Genomic DNA, 14,497 nt, shown 5'->3' with positions numbered 1-14,497 from the left:
TGGCAATACAGGATCGATTCTGCGCTAAAATATAAAGAACAGACCGGCAAGCCACTTAATGGCTGCTCCAGGCTGTTCTTTTTGTCTGTTTCAGGATATCATTCTTAAGATTAGCAGCTTTAATCTTTAGCTTTTCTTTAGATTTGGTTTAGACTGGATTAAGAATGGCAGGCTATAGTTACAGTTAGCGCAGCTTGCATGACTAGATAGAGGGGGATTTCACCATGTATACCATTCTCATAGCGGATGATGAATCGGAGATTGTAGAGCTTCTGCAGCTGTATCTGGAGAAGGAATACAATATTCTGCAAGCACAGAACGGGATTGAGGCGTTGAAGCAGATGCAGAATAACAAGATAGATCTGGCCATTCTGGATATTATGATGCCGGGGATGGACGGGCTGCAGCTGCTGAAGCGGATTCGTGAGCATGAGCATTTCCCGGTGCTGTTCCTGTCAGCCAAGAGCCAGCATCATGATAAAATCCTCGGTCTTGAGCTGGGAGCAGACGATTATATCTCCAAGCCCTTCAATCCGCTGGAGATCGTTGCCCGTGTCGGGGCTCTGCTGCGGCGGGTGCACCAGTTCGATGCCAAGGCTGTAGAAGAAGAGCAGACGAAGGAACAGATTGTGCTCGGACGGTTAACGCTTGACCGGAGCAGCTGTCAGGTTGAGGTGGCCGGCGAACCGGTAGCTCTGACTTCTACGGAGTACAAAATCCTCGAACTGCTGATGGAGCAGCCGGGCCGGGTATTTACGCGCAAGAAGATTTATGAGGCCGTCTGGGAAGATTTCTATGTCTATGAGGATAACAGCATCATGGTGCATATCAGCAATATCCGCGATAAGATCGAGCGCGATTCCAAGAAACCGGAATACCTGAAGACGATCAGGGGATTGGGGTACAAAATTGAAGCACCCGTGGAAAAGTAGAGATAACCGCCCGCTGCAAACGTCGCTGACGATCGACTTTCTGCTGTTCAACTGTATGCTGGTGATGCTTGTACTGGTGGTCTATCTGTTCATCCAGAAGGATATCACTCACGTCATCATGGAGAAGCTGATCCCCGATCCGGATCTGTCGGTCGAAGCCGGAGATTACCGTAACGAGCTGGGCCAGGGACCGGAGAGCGACCGGCTGCTGCAAAGCGGAGGGTGGCTGGAGCTGCTCGATTCGGGCAAGCAGGTCATCCGCGTTATTGGAGAGAAGCAGGATCAGACCCTGGGCTATGATGAGAATAGTCTGTTCCAGGAGCTGGAGAACCGCAGCGATCAGCCCTATTACTACTCTATTTCTCAAGTGGATAGTGACAGCGGAGTGGCCTGGCTGCTGCTCAAGATTCCCCGCCATGTGGTCAGCGTATCCATTAACAACGAAATGCTGGTGGCCTATCTGAACCATTCGGTGTTCTTTTATGTGTTTGTGGTCAGCGGGCTGATTCTGATGCTGATTTTTGTATATAGCTACTGGGTCTCCAGACGGATCAAGAAGCCGCTGCGGGTTCTAAATCTGGGGATGAACCGTATGATGGAAGGGCACTACAATACACGGATTGCCCTCTATGCGGAGACGGAGTTTCTGCGGATTGGCAATAGCTTCAACTACATGGCGGATGTCATTGAGCGGACTACGGAGGAGAAGCGGCAGGCCGAGAAGAGCAAGCAGCGGCTGATGGTCGATCTGTCACATGATCTGAAGACACCGATTACCAGTATTCAGGGTTATGCACAGGCGCTGGTCGAAGGACGGGTTACGGACCCTGAACGGCAGACCAAATACCTGAATTACATTTATACCAAATCCGTACAGGTGACGAAGCTGATTCAGCATATGCTGGACCTGCTCAAGCTGGATTCACCGGATTTCATTCTTCGCGTGGAGCGGCTGGAGCTGGGGGATCAGCTTCGGGAGATTATCGCCGACACTTACGGGGAAATTGAGCAAAAAGAGTTCCAGCTGCAGCTGCAGCTGCCTGAAGAGCAGGTGTATGCCCATTATGATCCGGAGCTGTTCGCAAGCGTGATCAACAATCTGATCTCCAATGCGCTGGCCTATAATCCTGAAGGGACACGCATCCGTGTGACGGTCATTCCGGAGGACACGACTGTCCGGATTGAGATTGCCGATAATGGAGTGGGCATTCCCAAGGAGCTCTGGTCCACGATCTTCGATCCGTTTGTGCGGGGGGATGAAGCCAGGACGACAGCAAGCGGTGGGACAGGTCTCGGATTATCCATTGCCAAGAAGAACGTAGAGAAGATGGGCGGTTCCCTGATGCTGGAGAGCCGGGAAGGGGAGCCGACGGTGTTCATGATCCGGATTCCCAGATAAATAACTTTCAGGAGGAATAATAATGAAGCAGGATACGTTCAAGGGGCTTGTGGAGATTTCTGACCGGGTAATTTCAAGTATAATCCGCTATGCAGTTACCGAAACACCGGGCATTGCCGGAATGTCCGGCAACCCGGTCAGCGGAACTCTGGCCCGGCGCCTAAGCGGTAAGATTGGCACCAATGGATTATCAGTGGATGTTACGGATGAAGCCGTGGCGATTCAGCTGGATATCATTATTAACTACGGATACAAGATTCCTGAGGTATGCCAGATTCTTAAGGATAACGTCCATCAGGCCGTTGAGCATATGCTGGGTCTGTCTCCGCCTATCGTGAATATCAAGGTCGATAAGCTCGCTTTTCCCAACTTATAGATCTGTCTTCACGTCATCGGTATAGAAATCCTTCACGACTTGCCGTGCAGCCAGCTTGTTCTTCGAGTAGTTGATTCTATAGATGCAGGAATAGATGACATTTAGGACATATTCAAAAGCAATCTGCGATGAAAAGGTACCGATCTTGGCATGCTTCACTTCATCCTCAGGCACTTGGATACACAGTGTGCTGAGCTTGGCCAATTCCGTACCGTGAGCTGCGGTGATGGTGATAAAGGGGATGCTGTTGCGCGTGAAGTACTTTGCCGCCTGCAAATTATTCGCCGATAACCCGTGATAGGTTAAGAAAATGGCACAGTCCTGCTGCGTAAGATTAACCGTATGATATTCCCACTCCGAGAGCTCCGTCGCAATCACGGCGTATTTATTGATTTTGATTAATTTATTCTGGAAGCTCTTCGCCCGGATCTCGGAATCGCCCAGCGCATAGATGAATATCTTGCCGGCCCGGTCCAGGATTTCAGCAGCCTCGGCTAACTGGGCATTCTCCAGAAAAGCAAAATTCTTCTCGATGGTTGCCTTCATTACTTCCGCAATTTCTTTGGCTACCTGAATGGGCGTTTCACCATGCTCAAACGGATAATTGACATCCACATTAGAAATGCTATGGACATCCAGCTGGAACTCCCGGGCCAGCTTTAGAATGAATTCCTTATAGCCTGCAAGTCCGAGTTTATGGGTTAGGCGGTTAATCGCAGAATGCGAGGTATAGGTAGCTTTGGCCAGCTCCTGTATGGACATCGGCAGCATACTTTCCTTATGGGTCAGGATATAGGCAGCAATGCTTCGTTCGTTGGTGGTAAAATGGTTCATTTCCTTTAATTGCAGCAGCAGCTTCATGACTAAGGTTCACCTCAAGAATTGAATTTCTAAGCTATAACAGACCCGGCTCTGAACATAATGTTCAAGGATTTACGCCGGTAAATACATATGAACGGATAATTGTACCGTTATGCCTGCTAAGTCTTCACGGCGGATCTTTTTTTTCTATAATTAATGAAAGAGAATAGGAGGAATTATGATGTTAACACTCGGCTATATCGGCAACGGCAAAAGCACCAACCGCTACCACCTTCCATTTTCCATGAACCGCGATCACTTGAAGGTCAAGACGATCTATGCCCGCACGCTTACGAAAGCGGAATGGCCCAGAGTACCTGGGATTGAATACACGGACGATCTTGAATCAATGATGAATGACCCGGAGATTCAGCTGATTGTAGTATGCACCAACACCGATTCCCACTATCATTATGCCAAAATGGCGCTGGATCACGGCAAGCATGTTCTGGTGGAGAAGCCTTTCATGCTGACGGAAGAAGAAGCGGTCTCTATCTTTCAGTACGCCAAAGAGCGGAATCTTGTCATTCAGTGCTACCAGAACAGACGTTATGACTCGGATTTCCTCACCGCACAGCAGGTTATAGAATCCGGTAAGCTTGGAGATCTGCTGGAAGTGGAAATGCACTTTGATTACTACCGTCCTGAGGTTCCGGCTTCAACTCCATTCTCTAAGTACTACAGTTACTTGTATGGACATGGATGTCATACCATTGATCAGGTGCTGTCATACTTCGGCAAACCCGATACCATTCATTACGACGTCCGCCAATTGCTGGGACCGCAGCATATGAATGATTACTTCGATCTGGATTTCTTCTACCCTTCGCTAAAAGTATCGGTTAAATCCAGCTACTTCCGGCTCAAAGAGCGGCCAAGCTTCGTACTTTATGGTAAAAAAGGTGTGTTCGTCAAGCAGACGAAGGACCGTCAGGAGGAGCATTTGAAGTTATTTTACCTGCCTGAGGGTCATAGTGACTTCGGTATTGACCTGCCGGAGCATTATGGTATTCTAACGTATCTCGATGATGAGGGCAAGTACCATGAAGAGAAGGTCACCTCAGCCAAAGGCGATTATGCCAGGGTGTATGACGGGATCTATGATGCCATCGTTCTTGGCACAGATAAGGTAATTAAGGATGAAGAGACCATAGGCGTTATGCAGATTCTGGAGCAGGGAATGAAGGGGTGCCGCTAAATGAACTTGGGAATAGCCGGAGCCGGAATGATTGTCAAGGATCTGCTCAGCTTCATCGGAGAGATTCCCGGAATATCACTGACAGCCATCTTCGCCAGACCCGGCAGGGAAGACGCTCTGCAGGAGCTGCAGAACCAGTATGGGATAGCCAGGCTCTATACAGATTACAGCGCCATGCTTCAGGATACAGACGTTGATACTATATATGTGGCATTGCCGAATCACCTGCATTATGCCTTCACCAAGGAGGCGCTGCTTAGCGGCAAGCATGTTATCTGCGAGAAGCCGTTCACCTCTAATCTGGCGGAGTTTCTGGAGCTGAAAGAGATCGCTGAGCGAAGGGAGCTTATCCTGGTTGAAGCCATCTCGAATCAATATTTGAACAATGTCGTGGCGGTGAAGGAGCAGCTGGCTGGTCTCGGTTCCATTAAAATGGTGACGTGCAATTATTCGCAGTATTCTTCCCGTTATGATGCTTTCAAACGCGGTGAGATTCTGCCTGCATTCAATCCGGAGATGTCCGGCGGCGCCTTGATGGACATTAATATCTACAACATCCATCTGGTCCTCGGATTCTTCGGAAGTCCACTGTACGTGGAATACCGGGCGAACATGGAACGGGGAATCGATACGTCGGGGATGCTGCTGCTGGACTATGGTGATTTCAAATGCGTCTGCATTGGTGCCAAAGACAGCACAGCTCCTGGTGCAGTGAACATTCAGGGGACGGAAGGGTACATTCAGATCAATGGTTCTGCGAATGGATGCGACTCCTACGATTACGTCCTTAACCGGGAGAAGCCCGTCCGCGTGGATCGCAAGGATCACCCCCACCGGATGTATGACGAATTCCTTCACTTCGAACGATTCATCCGAGAGCAAGACAGGAAGACGGCCGCGGAAATGCTCGCACACAGTGAGCGGGTGATGCGGGTTATTGAACAGGCGAAGGCAAGCGCCGGGCTTGTGTTTGGATCAGATCGCGGATAATAAAGAGCAGGGCTTCTTCCGGTTGGGGGAAGCTCTGTTCTTTTGTTTATCTTTTCAGAGGATTGATATACAATTATTAACAAATGCCTAAAGGATGTGGACATAATGAATCTGGACAGAATTAGTGAAATTGCTCTTAACACAATGAGTCACCGGAAATCTCATCTGCAGAGAGAGACGGGGTTCGTCTATTATCATTGTCAGCGGGTAGCCAAGATTGCTCTAAGCTTAAGAAAAGAATTGTTCCCGGATGAAGGTACAATGGACGATATCATGTATGTTGCCTCAATCTTCCATGACGTTACCAAAGGAATTGAACCCCATCAGGAGACCGGCTCTGTTCTGGTCAAGTCACTGCTGAAGGATGAATGCTCCCCGGAGCAGCTGGAATTCATATCTGATATTATTGCATTACATAATATTCGCAATCATGAGGAGCTCCCGTACTACATAAAGCTTGTACAAGATGCTGATATGCTGGATCATTTCGGAACCATGGATATATGGATGAAATTCTTCCATAGTGCGCATGAAGAGGAGAATGTATGGGATACTATCCGGTTCTGGGAGAGTGAAGAGTTCGATAATTATCTTAAGAAGTCACGAGGTCAGCTGAATTTCGACCGCTCGAAGCAAATTTTTGATACTAAGCTGAAGTTTGAGCTGCAGTTCCAGGAACGTTTCAAGGCAGAGTGCAATGGAGAAGTAGATTTCAACTAACGAAGCAGATAAAACAGCAGGTACTCCGGAAATTTTTCCACAGGTGCCTGCTTTTTTATGGCTGTAGACAACAATGTTGTATGTTTTACAACTTTGATTCAAAGTCACCAGATCTCTGCTACAGAAAGTCGATGATTCAAGGAATTTTGCAGGAAATAATTAACTTATTGTCGAATTTACTGGTTTGGGCTAATCCGGCGTACAGCCAGGGGCAGCTTACATACAATGGGGGAAGGAATTCGAACAACTATGAAAAAGATTGTATTACTGCTCACTACACTACTGCTGATGATCGGGCTGGGTTATCCGGGAGGCACCGGACAGGCAGCGGCAGCCGCAGCACCGAAGTACACGGAGATTTCCACATTTGTGGACGGGACACTTATGATCTCGGCATCCAAGTCTGTACTCGTCAATGGTTCGGCTTATGTACCTGTGAAGCTGCTGAATCAGATTCCCGGCTTTACCGTTGCTACCGTAGCCTCTGTTGTGACCCTCACCGGAAGTAAGGGAAGCGCGAAGTTGAACAAGGACAATTCCATACTGTATAAAAACTCCAACTATGTCGCGTTCAAAACACTGCTTAAGCTTGGAGCCATAGACGGCAAATATGCCACCAGCTCGTATTCGCTGTTCATCTGGAGTACGGAAGAAGGCAAAATAAAGAGCAACAGTATGCTCTACGCCATCAGCAAGCTGCCAGGAACAATGGGCCAGGCTGTGGGCAAGAAGGTCTATCTATATGCACATCCCGGCAGCCACTGGGTGACAGATGTTCAATACGCGGATGATACCAATACTTCTACTTTCACCATGCTGAGCGAAGCTGGACTAACCTGGACGCTGGATATGGACGACAGTGAGACCGACACGTTGTACACGGAAGAGAATCTCTTTGCTTACAAAGAGAATTTCAACGGTGATTCGGCATGGGCTGTAAATGCAAAGATTCCGGACAGTCCTTTTAAGAACATGGAGAAGGTTACGGTCAAAGATTTCCGTTCCAGTCCCGGTGATGGCAGTTTAGAGGTACAAATCCGCCGGGCGAACGGTCAGGAAATTTATATCAGTCTAGACACGACCGTTAACCCTGTTGATTACCTTAAGGAGCTATTTTACTTTAAAAATCCTAGAACAGCTTATCCCAGCAGTGATGCCGTATGGGCTGCTATCCGGGATGAGCGGATCATTACCGACATGACGTTTGAACAAGTCTATCTGTCATGGGGAGAGCCCGACAGCTATAACGAAGATTTGGGATATATCGTATACGGCCATCAATATCTGTATTTCGTTAATAACAAGCTGAAATATTATTATGAGCTGTAGATGATTGCGCCATAATTTATGAATCATATTTTGAACTTTATCATTTAGCCAATACTTATGACATTGAATTATGTTTTGAGAATACTGGGAATTTTCATTTCTCTTATATCCGAGAATAGCTTGATAAATTAAGTGCTTTTCAAAATTTTTTCTCACATGGGATGTTGGTCACGATGCGAAGGCGGGTTTTGAAGAAGAATCAGTCTTCACACATTTTAAAGATCGTATAAGTCATATGCACCTTCATGATTATAACGGTAAGTCAGACCATCAATCTTTATATACAGGAATCGTCCCTGTGAATAGCAGATTAAATTTTGCTCAAAAAAATGATTTGTCTGTGGTTATTGCCGAATCTGTAGCCAAAATCAAGAATTCAGAGTTTCTTAGTTAAGAAAGGAATTCAAAAGATGACCGCGAATTTAAAATTGTCTAAAGGCGATAAAGTAGGCTTAATCGCTTGTTCAGATGGTGTGAGAGAAGAAAACTCACTTGAAGTAGAGGCCTTAATCAAGGTACTGAATTCTTTTGGACTTGAAGTAGTCGTTGCTAGTACATTGTTCAGAAGAGATGCCTATTTCAGTGGTGCTCCTAAGGTAAGAGCAGCGGAATTAAATCGACTATTTAATGATGATGAAATTATGGCTATTTTTGATATCTCAGGTGGAGATTCCGCTAACCAAATCTTACCGTACATAGATTACAATAGGATTCGAATGAATCCAAAGCCTTTTTTTGGAATGAGTGATTTGTCGGTAATTCTGAATGGATTATATACACTAGGCAATATAAATTCGTATCATTATCAGTTGATGAATCTGGTCTATTCTGATGGAAAAGAACAACAAAATGCTTTCTACCAATCCTTTTTCGAAGGTCATAATGATCTTTATGATTTCCAATATAAGTGGGTTCGTGGTAACCATATGAGTGGTATAGTAATCGGTGGAAACATTCGATGTTTTATGAAGTTGGCTGGGACTAGCTATTTTCCTGACCCTACTAATAAAATCATCCTCTTAGAAAGTTTAGGGGGAAGAGCGAATAAAATAGTCTCCCTAATCGCTCAACTTCAACAAGTTGGATATTTAGACAAGTGCGCGGGTTTGATCCTGGGATCTTTTACCGAACTGGAGCGTTACAATGAATTTTCTGTCGTTGAAGAGTATGTTAAGGAGATTAGCGAATCGACCAAACTTCCAATTGTTAAGACAGACGAGATAGGGCATGGAAGTAACGGTAAGTGTATCGTAATAGGACAGGAGATTATCTTATAAGAACTTGATTCGAGGGTGATATGAAATGTGTTCTATATAGAATCTATAAATGAACAAAAACGATACAGAAAATTCCAATACCACTTAGGCAACATTGAATCGCTCACAAACCGTATGAAACGGGATTTCCTTTTGGGCGCACTCGTAAACATACCTAAGTCGGTCTTGTTGGACCTGCTTTCGTACCATGCAAGCTAAAAGCGCCCATAAGCGGATAAACGCTTTCGCGGAACGAACTTGGTAGGTGTCAAAACCCAAGTTGTTTTTGGACTGGCGAAAGAAGATTTCGATAGGCCAGCGTTTGGCATAGTATGTGGCTATGGTTTCGGTTCCCAGGGAAATATCCGTGCAACAAAAGGCGCGCAAGGCTTTCGGTTCCCCAAAAGCCAGCTTCGGCCAACAAAGTAAAACCACGGCGTTCTCGATTCCAGTCAGCGCTCCTTCGTAGCGATACATCCAGTTCGACGAACCGTTCACGATCACGAGGCGAACATCTGATTTTTGGATGTGCTTCGCGAAGTCTTGCACCGAAGTTCGCATGCCTTGGGGATACAGAATCCGGTTGGTTTTCAGTGCTCCGATGAAGTGGTAGCCTGCAGCAGCGTAAGCATTGATCACGCGAGGGCAGGTAAACCAGAAATCTACCAAATATAATACTAAGAATTCTGCAGGGACTGGTTGAAATTCAACCTTTGTTCATACCCGTGAATATAGTTGAGGCCTGAGTGAGTTAACTCACCTGAATTAGCATAACCGGCTTCGTGAATATGGGTCAGGGTAATCTTGAAATCTCTTTCGTCCATACCTATTTGATTGAAGCGGGGTTCCTTCTCTTCTTCAAGCAACTTCAGAATCTGATATACCGGGTCCGTACGTAGCAATTCATTCAGCTTCCTTCCTGTAAGCAATATGGCTTTAGCATATGCACAAGGAGGGATGTTGGTGACCAACTAATACTAAGAAGGGGGCAAATAAATGAATGATTCGATCACTCTATTGCCAAGAGACAAACACGATTTTGAACGGGTACACGAACTGAAGAAGCTGGATAAAAAGGACCTCATCCCATTAATCCCGGAGTTGTTACAATGGCTGCAGGATATAAACTGGCCTATAGCAGAAGAAATCTCCAATTTGTTACTGACGGTTCCTAAAGAGACGGTTCCATACATAGAGGAGGTTCTAAACGGAGGAGATGACATATGGAAGACATGGTGCCTAGAGTGTTATGTTAGCCAATTGCCTGAAGAATTCAGACATCCATTAGAGAAGCAGATTCAGCGAATAGCCTATAACCCAACCAAGGGTGAGGAACTTGAAGAAGTCCATATTACAGCAAGAGAATTGCTCAAGGATTTCAGCTGAATTCCTTGAGCAATTGTAATTATTGTATACCGTGGCCCGTAATCGTCTTCGTCTCCAGACATTCCGCAATACCATATTCCCCGTATTCTCTGCCAAGCCCGGACTGTTTGTAACCGCCGAAGGGGGCTTTCATTTCCGGGCTGGCACCATTAATGCTCACAACACCTGCAGCAATTCTGGAGGCAACCCGGTTGGCCTGATCCAGGTCCGTGGAATGCACATAGGCCCCAAGCCCATAGTTGGTGTTATTGGCGATAGCAATCGCTTCTTCCACGGTCTTATAGGTGAGAACCACTAATACGGGTCCGAAGATTTCCTCTCTGGCAATCGTCATGTCCTCCGTAACATTTACGAACAGGGTAGGTTTAACGAAATAACCATGTTCTAACCCCGCAGGCCGGCCGGTGCCTCCGGTCACCAATTCTGCGCCTTCATCAATACCCGTCTGAATATAGCGCTGTACGTTCAGGAACTGCTTCTCCGTAACAATAGGGCCAAGCACCGTGTCTTCCTCCCAGGGATTGCCGATCTTCACTGCCCCGATAGCTGATTGTGCCAGCTGCTTCACTTCCTGGAGACGATGCTCCGGAACAAGAAGGCGTGTACCTGCTACGCAAGCCTGCCCATTATTCATAAATCCTTGAGCTACCGCTACTGGAATCACTTTGGTGTAATCGACATCATCCAGAATTATGTTAGGTGACTTACCGCCGAGTTCCAACGTAACCCGTTTCAGCGTTTCTGCTGCACCTTTCAGGATTTCTTTGCCGACACGGGTCGATCCGGTAAAAGAAATAAGCGCCACATCCGGATTGCGGGTGAATTCAGCACCCACGGTATGACCGTAACCATTCACGACATTAATGACTCCTTTGGGGAGTCCTGCATGGTGGAAGGCTTCCGTAATTCTTTCGGTCTGCAGGGCACTAAGCTCACTCGGCTTGATGACAACCGTACATCCCGCAGCAATGGCAGCCGCAAGCTTCGCCGTGATTTGTGAATAACTTGCATTCCAGGGCGTAATGATCCCGACGACACCGGCAGGCTCAGAGACTACCTTGGCAGAAGCGATATAACGGACAAACTCAAAGTTGTCCAGCGCCTGCTTCGTATCGAGGAAATTAGCAGCAGCCAGCTTCACGCGGCCGATGGCTGATTTTATCGGAGCGCCATATTCCATAATATTCGCTTCCGCCATTGCATCCATGTTTGCCATAACAGCATCATGCAGCCGCTGCAGCATTTCACTGCGCTCTTCCACAGAAGTCTGAGAGAAGGTTGCAAAAGCTTCCTTAGCCGCAGCAATAGCCAGTCGGGCATCCTCTTCATTACCGAGTACAACCTGACCTATCACTTTTTGGGTAGCCGGGTTGATCAGCCGCTGAATCTCCTTCCCTTGCGGTTCGATATACTCGCCATTCACATACATGCGATCCAATGTAAACATGTAGACATTCTCCTGTTCTTAAGATGGGATAGTATGAAGACGAGGAAATAATATCACGATAAGTAATCAAAGTAAACAAATAAAGCATAAAGTGTCTACAAAGTATATTTTGTTTCTTGCTATGTGATTTTCATGTATAATGGGTTCACTGGCCAACAGGAGGAAAAAACAGTATGTCCTTAGACCCAAAGAAGTCCCAGGCGCAAAGCAAGCTATTGAAAAAAATCATTCCAGCCGTTATGAAGGATGGCTTCCAGCAGCTGAAAATGGAAGAAATCGCGAAACTGATGGATGTCAGCCGTGCGACTATGTACAAGCACTTCTCCTCTAAAGAAGAGGTCATTGCTGGTGTAGTGTACATTTTTGTGGACTACATAGATCAATTGAAGCTTCCTTCCGTGCAGGTGGAGGGAGAATTATTCGGGGTTTCTTTTCAGCAGCTGTTTGAGCAGTCAGTTTCGCTCGCCGGTAAAATATCTGAGGTATTCCTGAAGGAGCTGCAGAGCGCTTATCCGGAGCTGTCCGACAGCCTGAGGTCGGCACTATTGCAGCGCGAGCAGCAATCGCTGGAATTCTACCGTCATGGTATAGACAAAGGCATATTCCAGCCTGTCAACGAAAGATTCATTCTGCTTCAAGATGAGCTGCTGCTGCGCGAGATTATGAATACGAAGTATTTACTGCAGAATCAGACCTCCATACAGCAGGTGCTGACGGACTACTATCAGTTTAAGAAAATTCAGTTGTTCCGCCCGGAGAAGATGGGGCTCATCGAGGATCATCTTATCATTCCGGTCATTAATTATGTCGCAGAGAAATACAATCGTACACTGTAGGAGGACAATATGCAGCTAATTCACCCCAAAGACATCCAAACCCAAATCGACCGGTTCACCGGTCAGGACCTTTATATACATCTGGAGCTCACAACTGGTGCTTATGCCAGTCACATTGACAGTTCGCGTCCGCCGGGATCGGCGTTCATTAGTAATGCACTTATCCGCTACACGCACGGCTCAATTTCGGGAACAGGTCCTTACCGGGTAGGCCTGAAGACAGAGCAGGGCTGGATTTATGCGGAAGGGCTTACCCATGTGGATGAGAACGAAACTGAGCGGCTAATCCTGGCCGGACATGATAATCAAGGCAAGCTGATTGTAGCGCTGCAGCTTAGCCGGAACCCTTTTTAAGGCAAATGGAGGATCAAGCAACCGTGAATAGCAGACCTATGGACAATAAGAAGATCTTAGTTGTACTTCCCCATCCCGATGATGAGGCGTACTTTGTATCCGGAACCTTGGCTATGTACATTGAAGAAGGTGCTGAGGTTACTTATGCTTGTCTGACACTCGGCGAGATGGGCCGCAACATGGGGGTTCCATTAATCGCGAACCGGGTTACCCTGCCGGCGATCCGTAAGGAGGAGCTCGCTGCGTCCTGTCAGGCAATAGGTATTCAAGACTTAAGAATGCTCGGCTTCCATGATAAAATGATCGAGTTCGAAGACCCGGATCTACTGGATAGTCAGATTATGAAGCTGATTCAGGAACTGGCTCCGTCGATAGTCATTACCTTTTATCCGGGGTACAGTGTCCATCCTGATCATGATGCCACCGGCGCTGCTGTTATTCGCACCATTGCCCGGTTACCTCTGACAGAAAGGCCAGTTGTACATTGCTCCGCTTTCTCTAACAATCATGAGAAGATGATCGGGAAAGCGGATGTAACTATAGATGTGACCTCATTCCTCGCTGTGAAGATTAAGTCTATTCTATCGCACAGCTCCCAGTTCCAAGCAGACAAGCTTCTTGGCGGCCGTGATATAACAGATGATATTATCCGTAGCAAGTTCGGCATAGAACGGTTCTGGACCTATTCATTCGAGGAGCATGATACGACTAACCGGATTGGAGAATTGCTGTGTGCGCAGACATAAGTGCTAAGTACATAGAACAAGTTTCCGTTACCGAACCGGACTATATTGCAGTGAATCTCGAAGATGCAGTGAATTATGTGATGAATTTAGCTCGATAGGAGTGTTACAGATGACTGAACAACAAGTGTACGTCCGCTTCCCTGAGGACACCGATGCCGGTGAGCTTACAGCGATGTACAAGCGCAACCGGGAGTTTTTTGAGAAACATTCGCCTGATATTCCTGATGAGTTCTATACGGAAGAGTACCAGCGCGACAAGATTGCACAGTATAAGGAAGACAGGGAAGAGGACGAAAGATACGATTTCCTGGTATTCCATAAGGCGGATCACCGGATTATCGGCACCGTAGGGTTGTCTTTTGTGGTGCGGGGACCGCTGCAGAGCTGCATGATCGGGTACAGCCTGGATAAGGATTATAACGGAAGAGGCTACATGACAGAGGCTGTGAAGCAAGTAGTACACTATGCCTTCGAGGAGCTGAAGCTCCACCGGATCACAGGGGAAGCTTCCCCCGCAAATCCCGGATCGATCCGTGTGCTGGAGAATGCCGGGTTCCACAAGGAGGGAATTGCCCAGCGCAACGTGAAAATCAGGGGAGTATGGGAGGATCATCAGATTCTGGCCATTCTCAATCCGTCAGATCTTATCTAACAGAAGCAATGCAGT

16 protein-coding genes and 1 pseudogene are annotated in these 14,497 nt (G+C 47.0%); 13 read left to right on the top strand and 4 right to left on the bottom strand.

Annotated features, from left to right (window positions below):
* Window positions 1–224 precede the first annotated feature (224 nt).
* Genes NSQ73_RS15725 through NSQ73_RS15715 form a run of 3 tightly spaced genes read left to right on the top strand, consistent with a single transcriptional unit; the run spans window position 225 to window position 2,707 of the window.
* Complete coding sequence (locus NSQ73_RS15725; protein ID WP_042137244.1) at window positions 225–932, top strand: response regulator transcription factor; 708 nt, start codon at window positions 225–227, stop codon at window positions 930–932.
* A complete protein-coding gene (locus NSQ73_RS15720) occupies window positions 910–2,331 on the top strand; it encodes a sensor histidine kinase (RefSeq protein WP_340987190.1) in 1,422 nt (473 codons plus the stop codon). The genes NSQ73_RS15725 and NSQ73_RS15720 overlap by 23 nt, the downstream gene beginning before the upstream one ends.
* A 22-nt stretch (window positions 2,332–2,353) precedes the next feature.
* Window positions 2,354–2,707 (top strand): Asp23/Gls24 family envelope stress response protein, encoded by a 354-nt coding sequence (locus tag NSQ73_RS15715; RefSeq protein ID WP_042137248.1) that lies wholly within the window; start codon window positions 2,354–2,356, stop codon window positions 2,705–2,707.
* Here the strand turns inward: NSQ73_RS15715 and NSQ73_RS15710 are convergent.
* Window positions 2,702–3,568, bottom strand: a complete 867-nt coding sequence (locus NSQ73_RS15710) for a MurR/RpiR family transcriptional regulator (RefSeq protein ID WP_340987189.1) — start codon at window positions 3,566–3,568, stop codon at window positions 2,702–2,704. The two genes, NSQ73_RS15715 and NSQ73_RS15710, sit on opposite strands and share 6 nt — an antisense overlap.
* 181 nt (window positions 3,569–3,749) lie before the next feature.
* Between NSQ73_RS15710 and NSQ73_RS15705 the strand changes: the two genes are divergently transcribed.
* From NSQ73_RS15705 to NSQ73_RS15685, 5 genes are all read left to right on the top strand, one after another.
* Window positions 3,750–4,766 (top strand): Gfo/Idh/MocA family oxidoreductase, encoded by a 1,017-nt coding sequence (locus tag NSQ73_RS15705; RefSeq protein WP_340989292.1) that lies wholly within the window; start codon window positions 3,750–3,752, stop codon window positions 4,764–4,766.
* Complete coding sequence (locus tag NSQ73_RS15700; protein WP_340987188.1) at window positions 4,767–5,756, top strand: Gfo/Idh/MocA family protein; 990 nt, start codon at window positions 4,767–4,769, stop codon at window positions 5,754–5,756.
* Window positions 5,757–5,861: 105 nt separating this feature from the next.
* Window positions 5,862–6,476 carry an HD domain-containing protein gene (locus NSQ73_RS15695; RefSeq protein ID WP_340987187.1) on the top strand — a complete coding sequence of 205 codons (615 nt, stop codon included), beginning with the start codon at window positions 5,862–5,864 and terminating at the stop codon, window positions 6,474–6,476.
* Between the two features lie 249 nt (window positions 6,477–6,725).
* A complete protein-coding gene (locus NSQ73_RS15690) occupies window positions 6,726–7,805 on the top strand; it encodes a hypothetical protein (protein WP_340987186.1) in 1,080 nt (359 codons plus the stop codon).
* A gap of 410 nt (window positions 7,806–8,215) precedes the next feature.
* Window positions 8,216–9,082 carry a S66 family peptidase gene (locus NSQ73_RS15685; protein ID WP_340987185.1) on the top strand — a complete coding sequence of 289 codons (867 nt, stop codon included), beginning with the start codon at window positions 8,216–8,218 and terminating at the stop codon, window positions 9,080–9,082.
* A gap of 84 nt (window positions 9,083–9,166) precedes the next feature.
* Here the strand turns inward: NSQ73_RS15685 and NSQ73_RS15680 are convergent.
* Together NSQ73_RS15680 and NSQ73_RS15675 are read right to left on the bottom strand one after the other, a co-directional pair.
* A pseudogene (locus NSQ73_RS15680) lies at window positions 9,167–9,730 on the bottom strand (transposase); the annotation flags it as partial.
* Between the two features lie 8 nt (window positions 9,731–9,738).
* A complete protein-coding gene (locus tag NSQ73_RS15675; protein WP_340987183.1) occupies window positions 9,739–9,963 on the bottom strand; it encodes a hypothetical protein in 225 nt (74 codons plus the stop codon).
* 94 nt (window positions 9,964–10,057) lie between these two features.
* Between NSQ73_RS15675 and NSQ73_RS15670 the strand changes: the two genes are divergently transcribed.
* Window positions 10,058–10,447: a DUF5071 domain-containing protein gene (locus tag NSQ73_RS15670; protein WP_340987182.1), complete on the top strand. Its 390-nt coding sequence runs from the start codon at window positions 10,058–10,060 to the stop codon at window positions 10,445–10,447.
* A gap of 19 nt (window positions 10,448–10,466) precedes the next feature.
* Here NSQ73_RS15670 and NSQ73_RS15665 read toward each other — a convergent pair whose 3' ends face one another.
* Entirely contained in the window at window positions 10,467–11,894 is a 1,428-nt protein-coding gene (locus NSQ73_RS15665) for an aldehyde dehydrogenase family protein (protein ID WP_340987181.1), read from the bottom strand.
* A 173-nt stretch (window positions 11,895–12,067) separates the two neighbouring features.
* Between NSQ73_RS15665 and NSQ73_RS15660 the strand changes: the two genes are divergently transcribed.
* The 4 genes from NSQ73_RS15660 to NSQ73_RS15645 all read left to right on the top strand — a co-directional run bounded on the left by NSQ73_RS15660 (window position 12,068) and on the right by NSQ73_RS15645 (window position 14,482).
* Window positions 12,068–12,730, top strand: a complete 663-nt coding sequence (locus tag NSQ73_RS15660) for a TetR/AcrR family transcriptional regulator (RefSeq protein WP_340987180.1) — start codon at window positions 12,068–12,070, stop codon at window positions 12,728–12,730.
* Between the two features lie 9 nt (window positions 12,731–12,739).
* Complete coding sequence (locus NSQ73_RS15655; protein WP_042137271.1) at window positions 12,740–13,084, top strand: YojF family protein; 345 nt, start codon at window positions 12,740–12,742, stop codon at window positions 13,082–13,084.
* Between the two features lie 38 nt (window positions 13,085–13,122).
* Window positions 13,123–13,830, top strand: coding sequence for a bacillithiol biosynthesis deacetylase BshB2 (bshB2, locus tag NSQ73_RS15650; RefSeq protein ID WP_336100463.1), 708 nt, complete (start codon window positions 13,123–13,125; stop codon window positions 13,828–13,830).
* Between the two features lie 109 nt (window positions 13,831–13,939).
* Window positions 13,940–14,482: a GNAT family N-acetyltransferase gene (locus NSQ73_RS15645; RefSeq protein ID WP_340987179.1), complete on the top strand. Its 543-nt coding sequence runs from the start codon at window positions 13,940–13,942 to the stop codon at window positions 14,480–14,482.
* Window positions 14,483–14,497 lie beyond the last annotated feature (15 nt).

Source organism: Paenibacillus sp. FSL R10-2736 (assembly GCF_038000245.1).
Taxonomy (GTDB): Bacteria; Bacillota; Bacilli; order Paenibacillales; family Paenibacillaceae; genus Paenibacillus_AQ; species Paenibacillus_AQ phytohabitans.
Note: the sequence above shows the minus strand (reverse complement) of the source record. Positions and strands in the feature narration are given on the sequence as shown.

Excerpts from the sequence above, each read along its gene's own strand:
- NSQ73_RS15685 (WP_340987185.1), top strand. The coding sequence starts at position 8,216 with ATGACCGCGAATTTAAAATTGTCTAAAGGCGATAAAGTAGGCTTAATC.
- NSQ73_RS15690 (WP_340987186.1), top strand. The coding sequence starts at position 6,726 with ATGAAAAAGATTGTATTACTGCTCACTACACTACTGCTGATGATCGGG.
- NSQ73_RS15660 (WP_340987180.1), top strand. The coding sequence starts at position 12,068 with ATGTCCTTAGACCCAAAGAAGTCCCAGGCGCAAAGCAAGCTATTGAAA.
- NSQ73_RS15670 (WP_340987182.1), top strand. The coding sequence starts at position 10,058 with ATGAATGATTCGATCACTCTATTGCCAAGAGACAAACACGATTTTGAA.
- NSQ73_RS15705 (WP_340989292.1), top strand. The coding sequence starts at position 3,750 with ATGTTAACACTCGGCTATATCGGCAACGGCAAAAGCACCAACCGCTAC.
- NSQ73_RS15695 (WP_340987187.1), top strand. The coding sequence starts at position 5,862 with ATGAATCTGGACAGAATTAGTGAAATTGCTCTTAACACAATGAGTCAC.
- NSQ73_RS15700 (WP_340987188.1), top strand. The coding sequence starts at position 4,767 with ATGAACTTGGGAATAGCCGGAGCCGGAATGATTGTCAAGGATCTGCTC.
- NSQ73_RS15645 (WP_340987179.1), top strand. The coding sequence starts at position 13,940 with ATGACTGAACAACAAGTGTACGTCCGCTTCCCTGAGGACACCGATGCC.
- bshB2 (WP_336100463.1), top strand. The coding sequence starts at position 13,123 with ATGGACAATAAGAAGATCTTAGTTGTACTTCCCCATCCCGATGATGAG.
- NSQ73_RS15715 (WP_042137248.1), top strand. The coding sequence starts at position 2,354 with ATGAAGCAGGATACGTTCAAGGGGCTTGTGGAGATTTCTGACCGGGTA.
- NSQ73_RS15725 (WP_042137244.1), top strand. The coding sequence starts at position 225 with ATGTATACCATTCTCATAGCGGATGATGAATCGGAGATTGTAGAGCTT.
- NSQ73_RS15655 (WP_042137271.1), top strand. The coding sequence starts at position 12,740 with ATGCAGCTAATTCACCCCAAAGACATCCAAACCCAAATCGACCGGTTC.
- NSQ73_RS15665 (WP_340987181.1), bottom strand. The coding sequence starts at position 11,894 with ATGTTTACATTGGATCGCATGTATGTGAATGGCGAGTATATCGAACCG.
- NSQ73_RS15710 (WP_340987189.1), bottom strand. The coding sequence starts at position 3,568 with ATGAAGCTGCTGCTGCAATTAAAGGAAATGAACCATTTTACCACCAAC.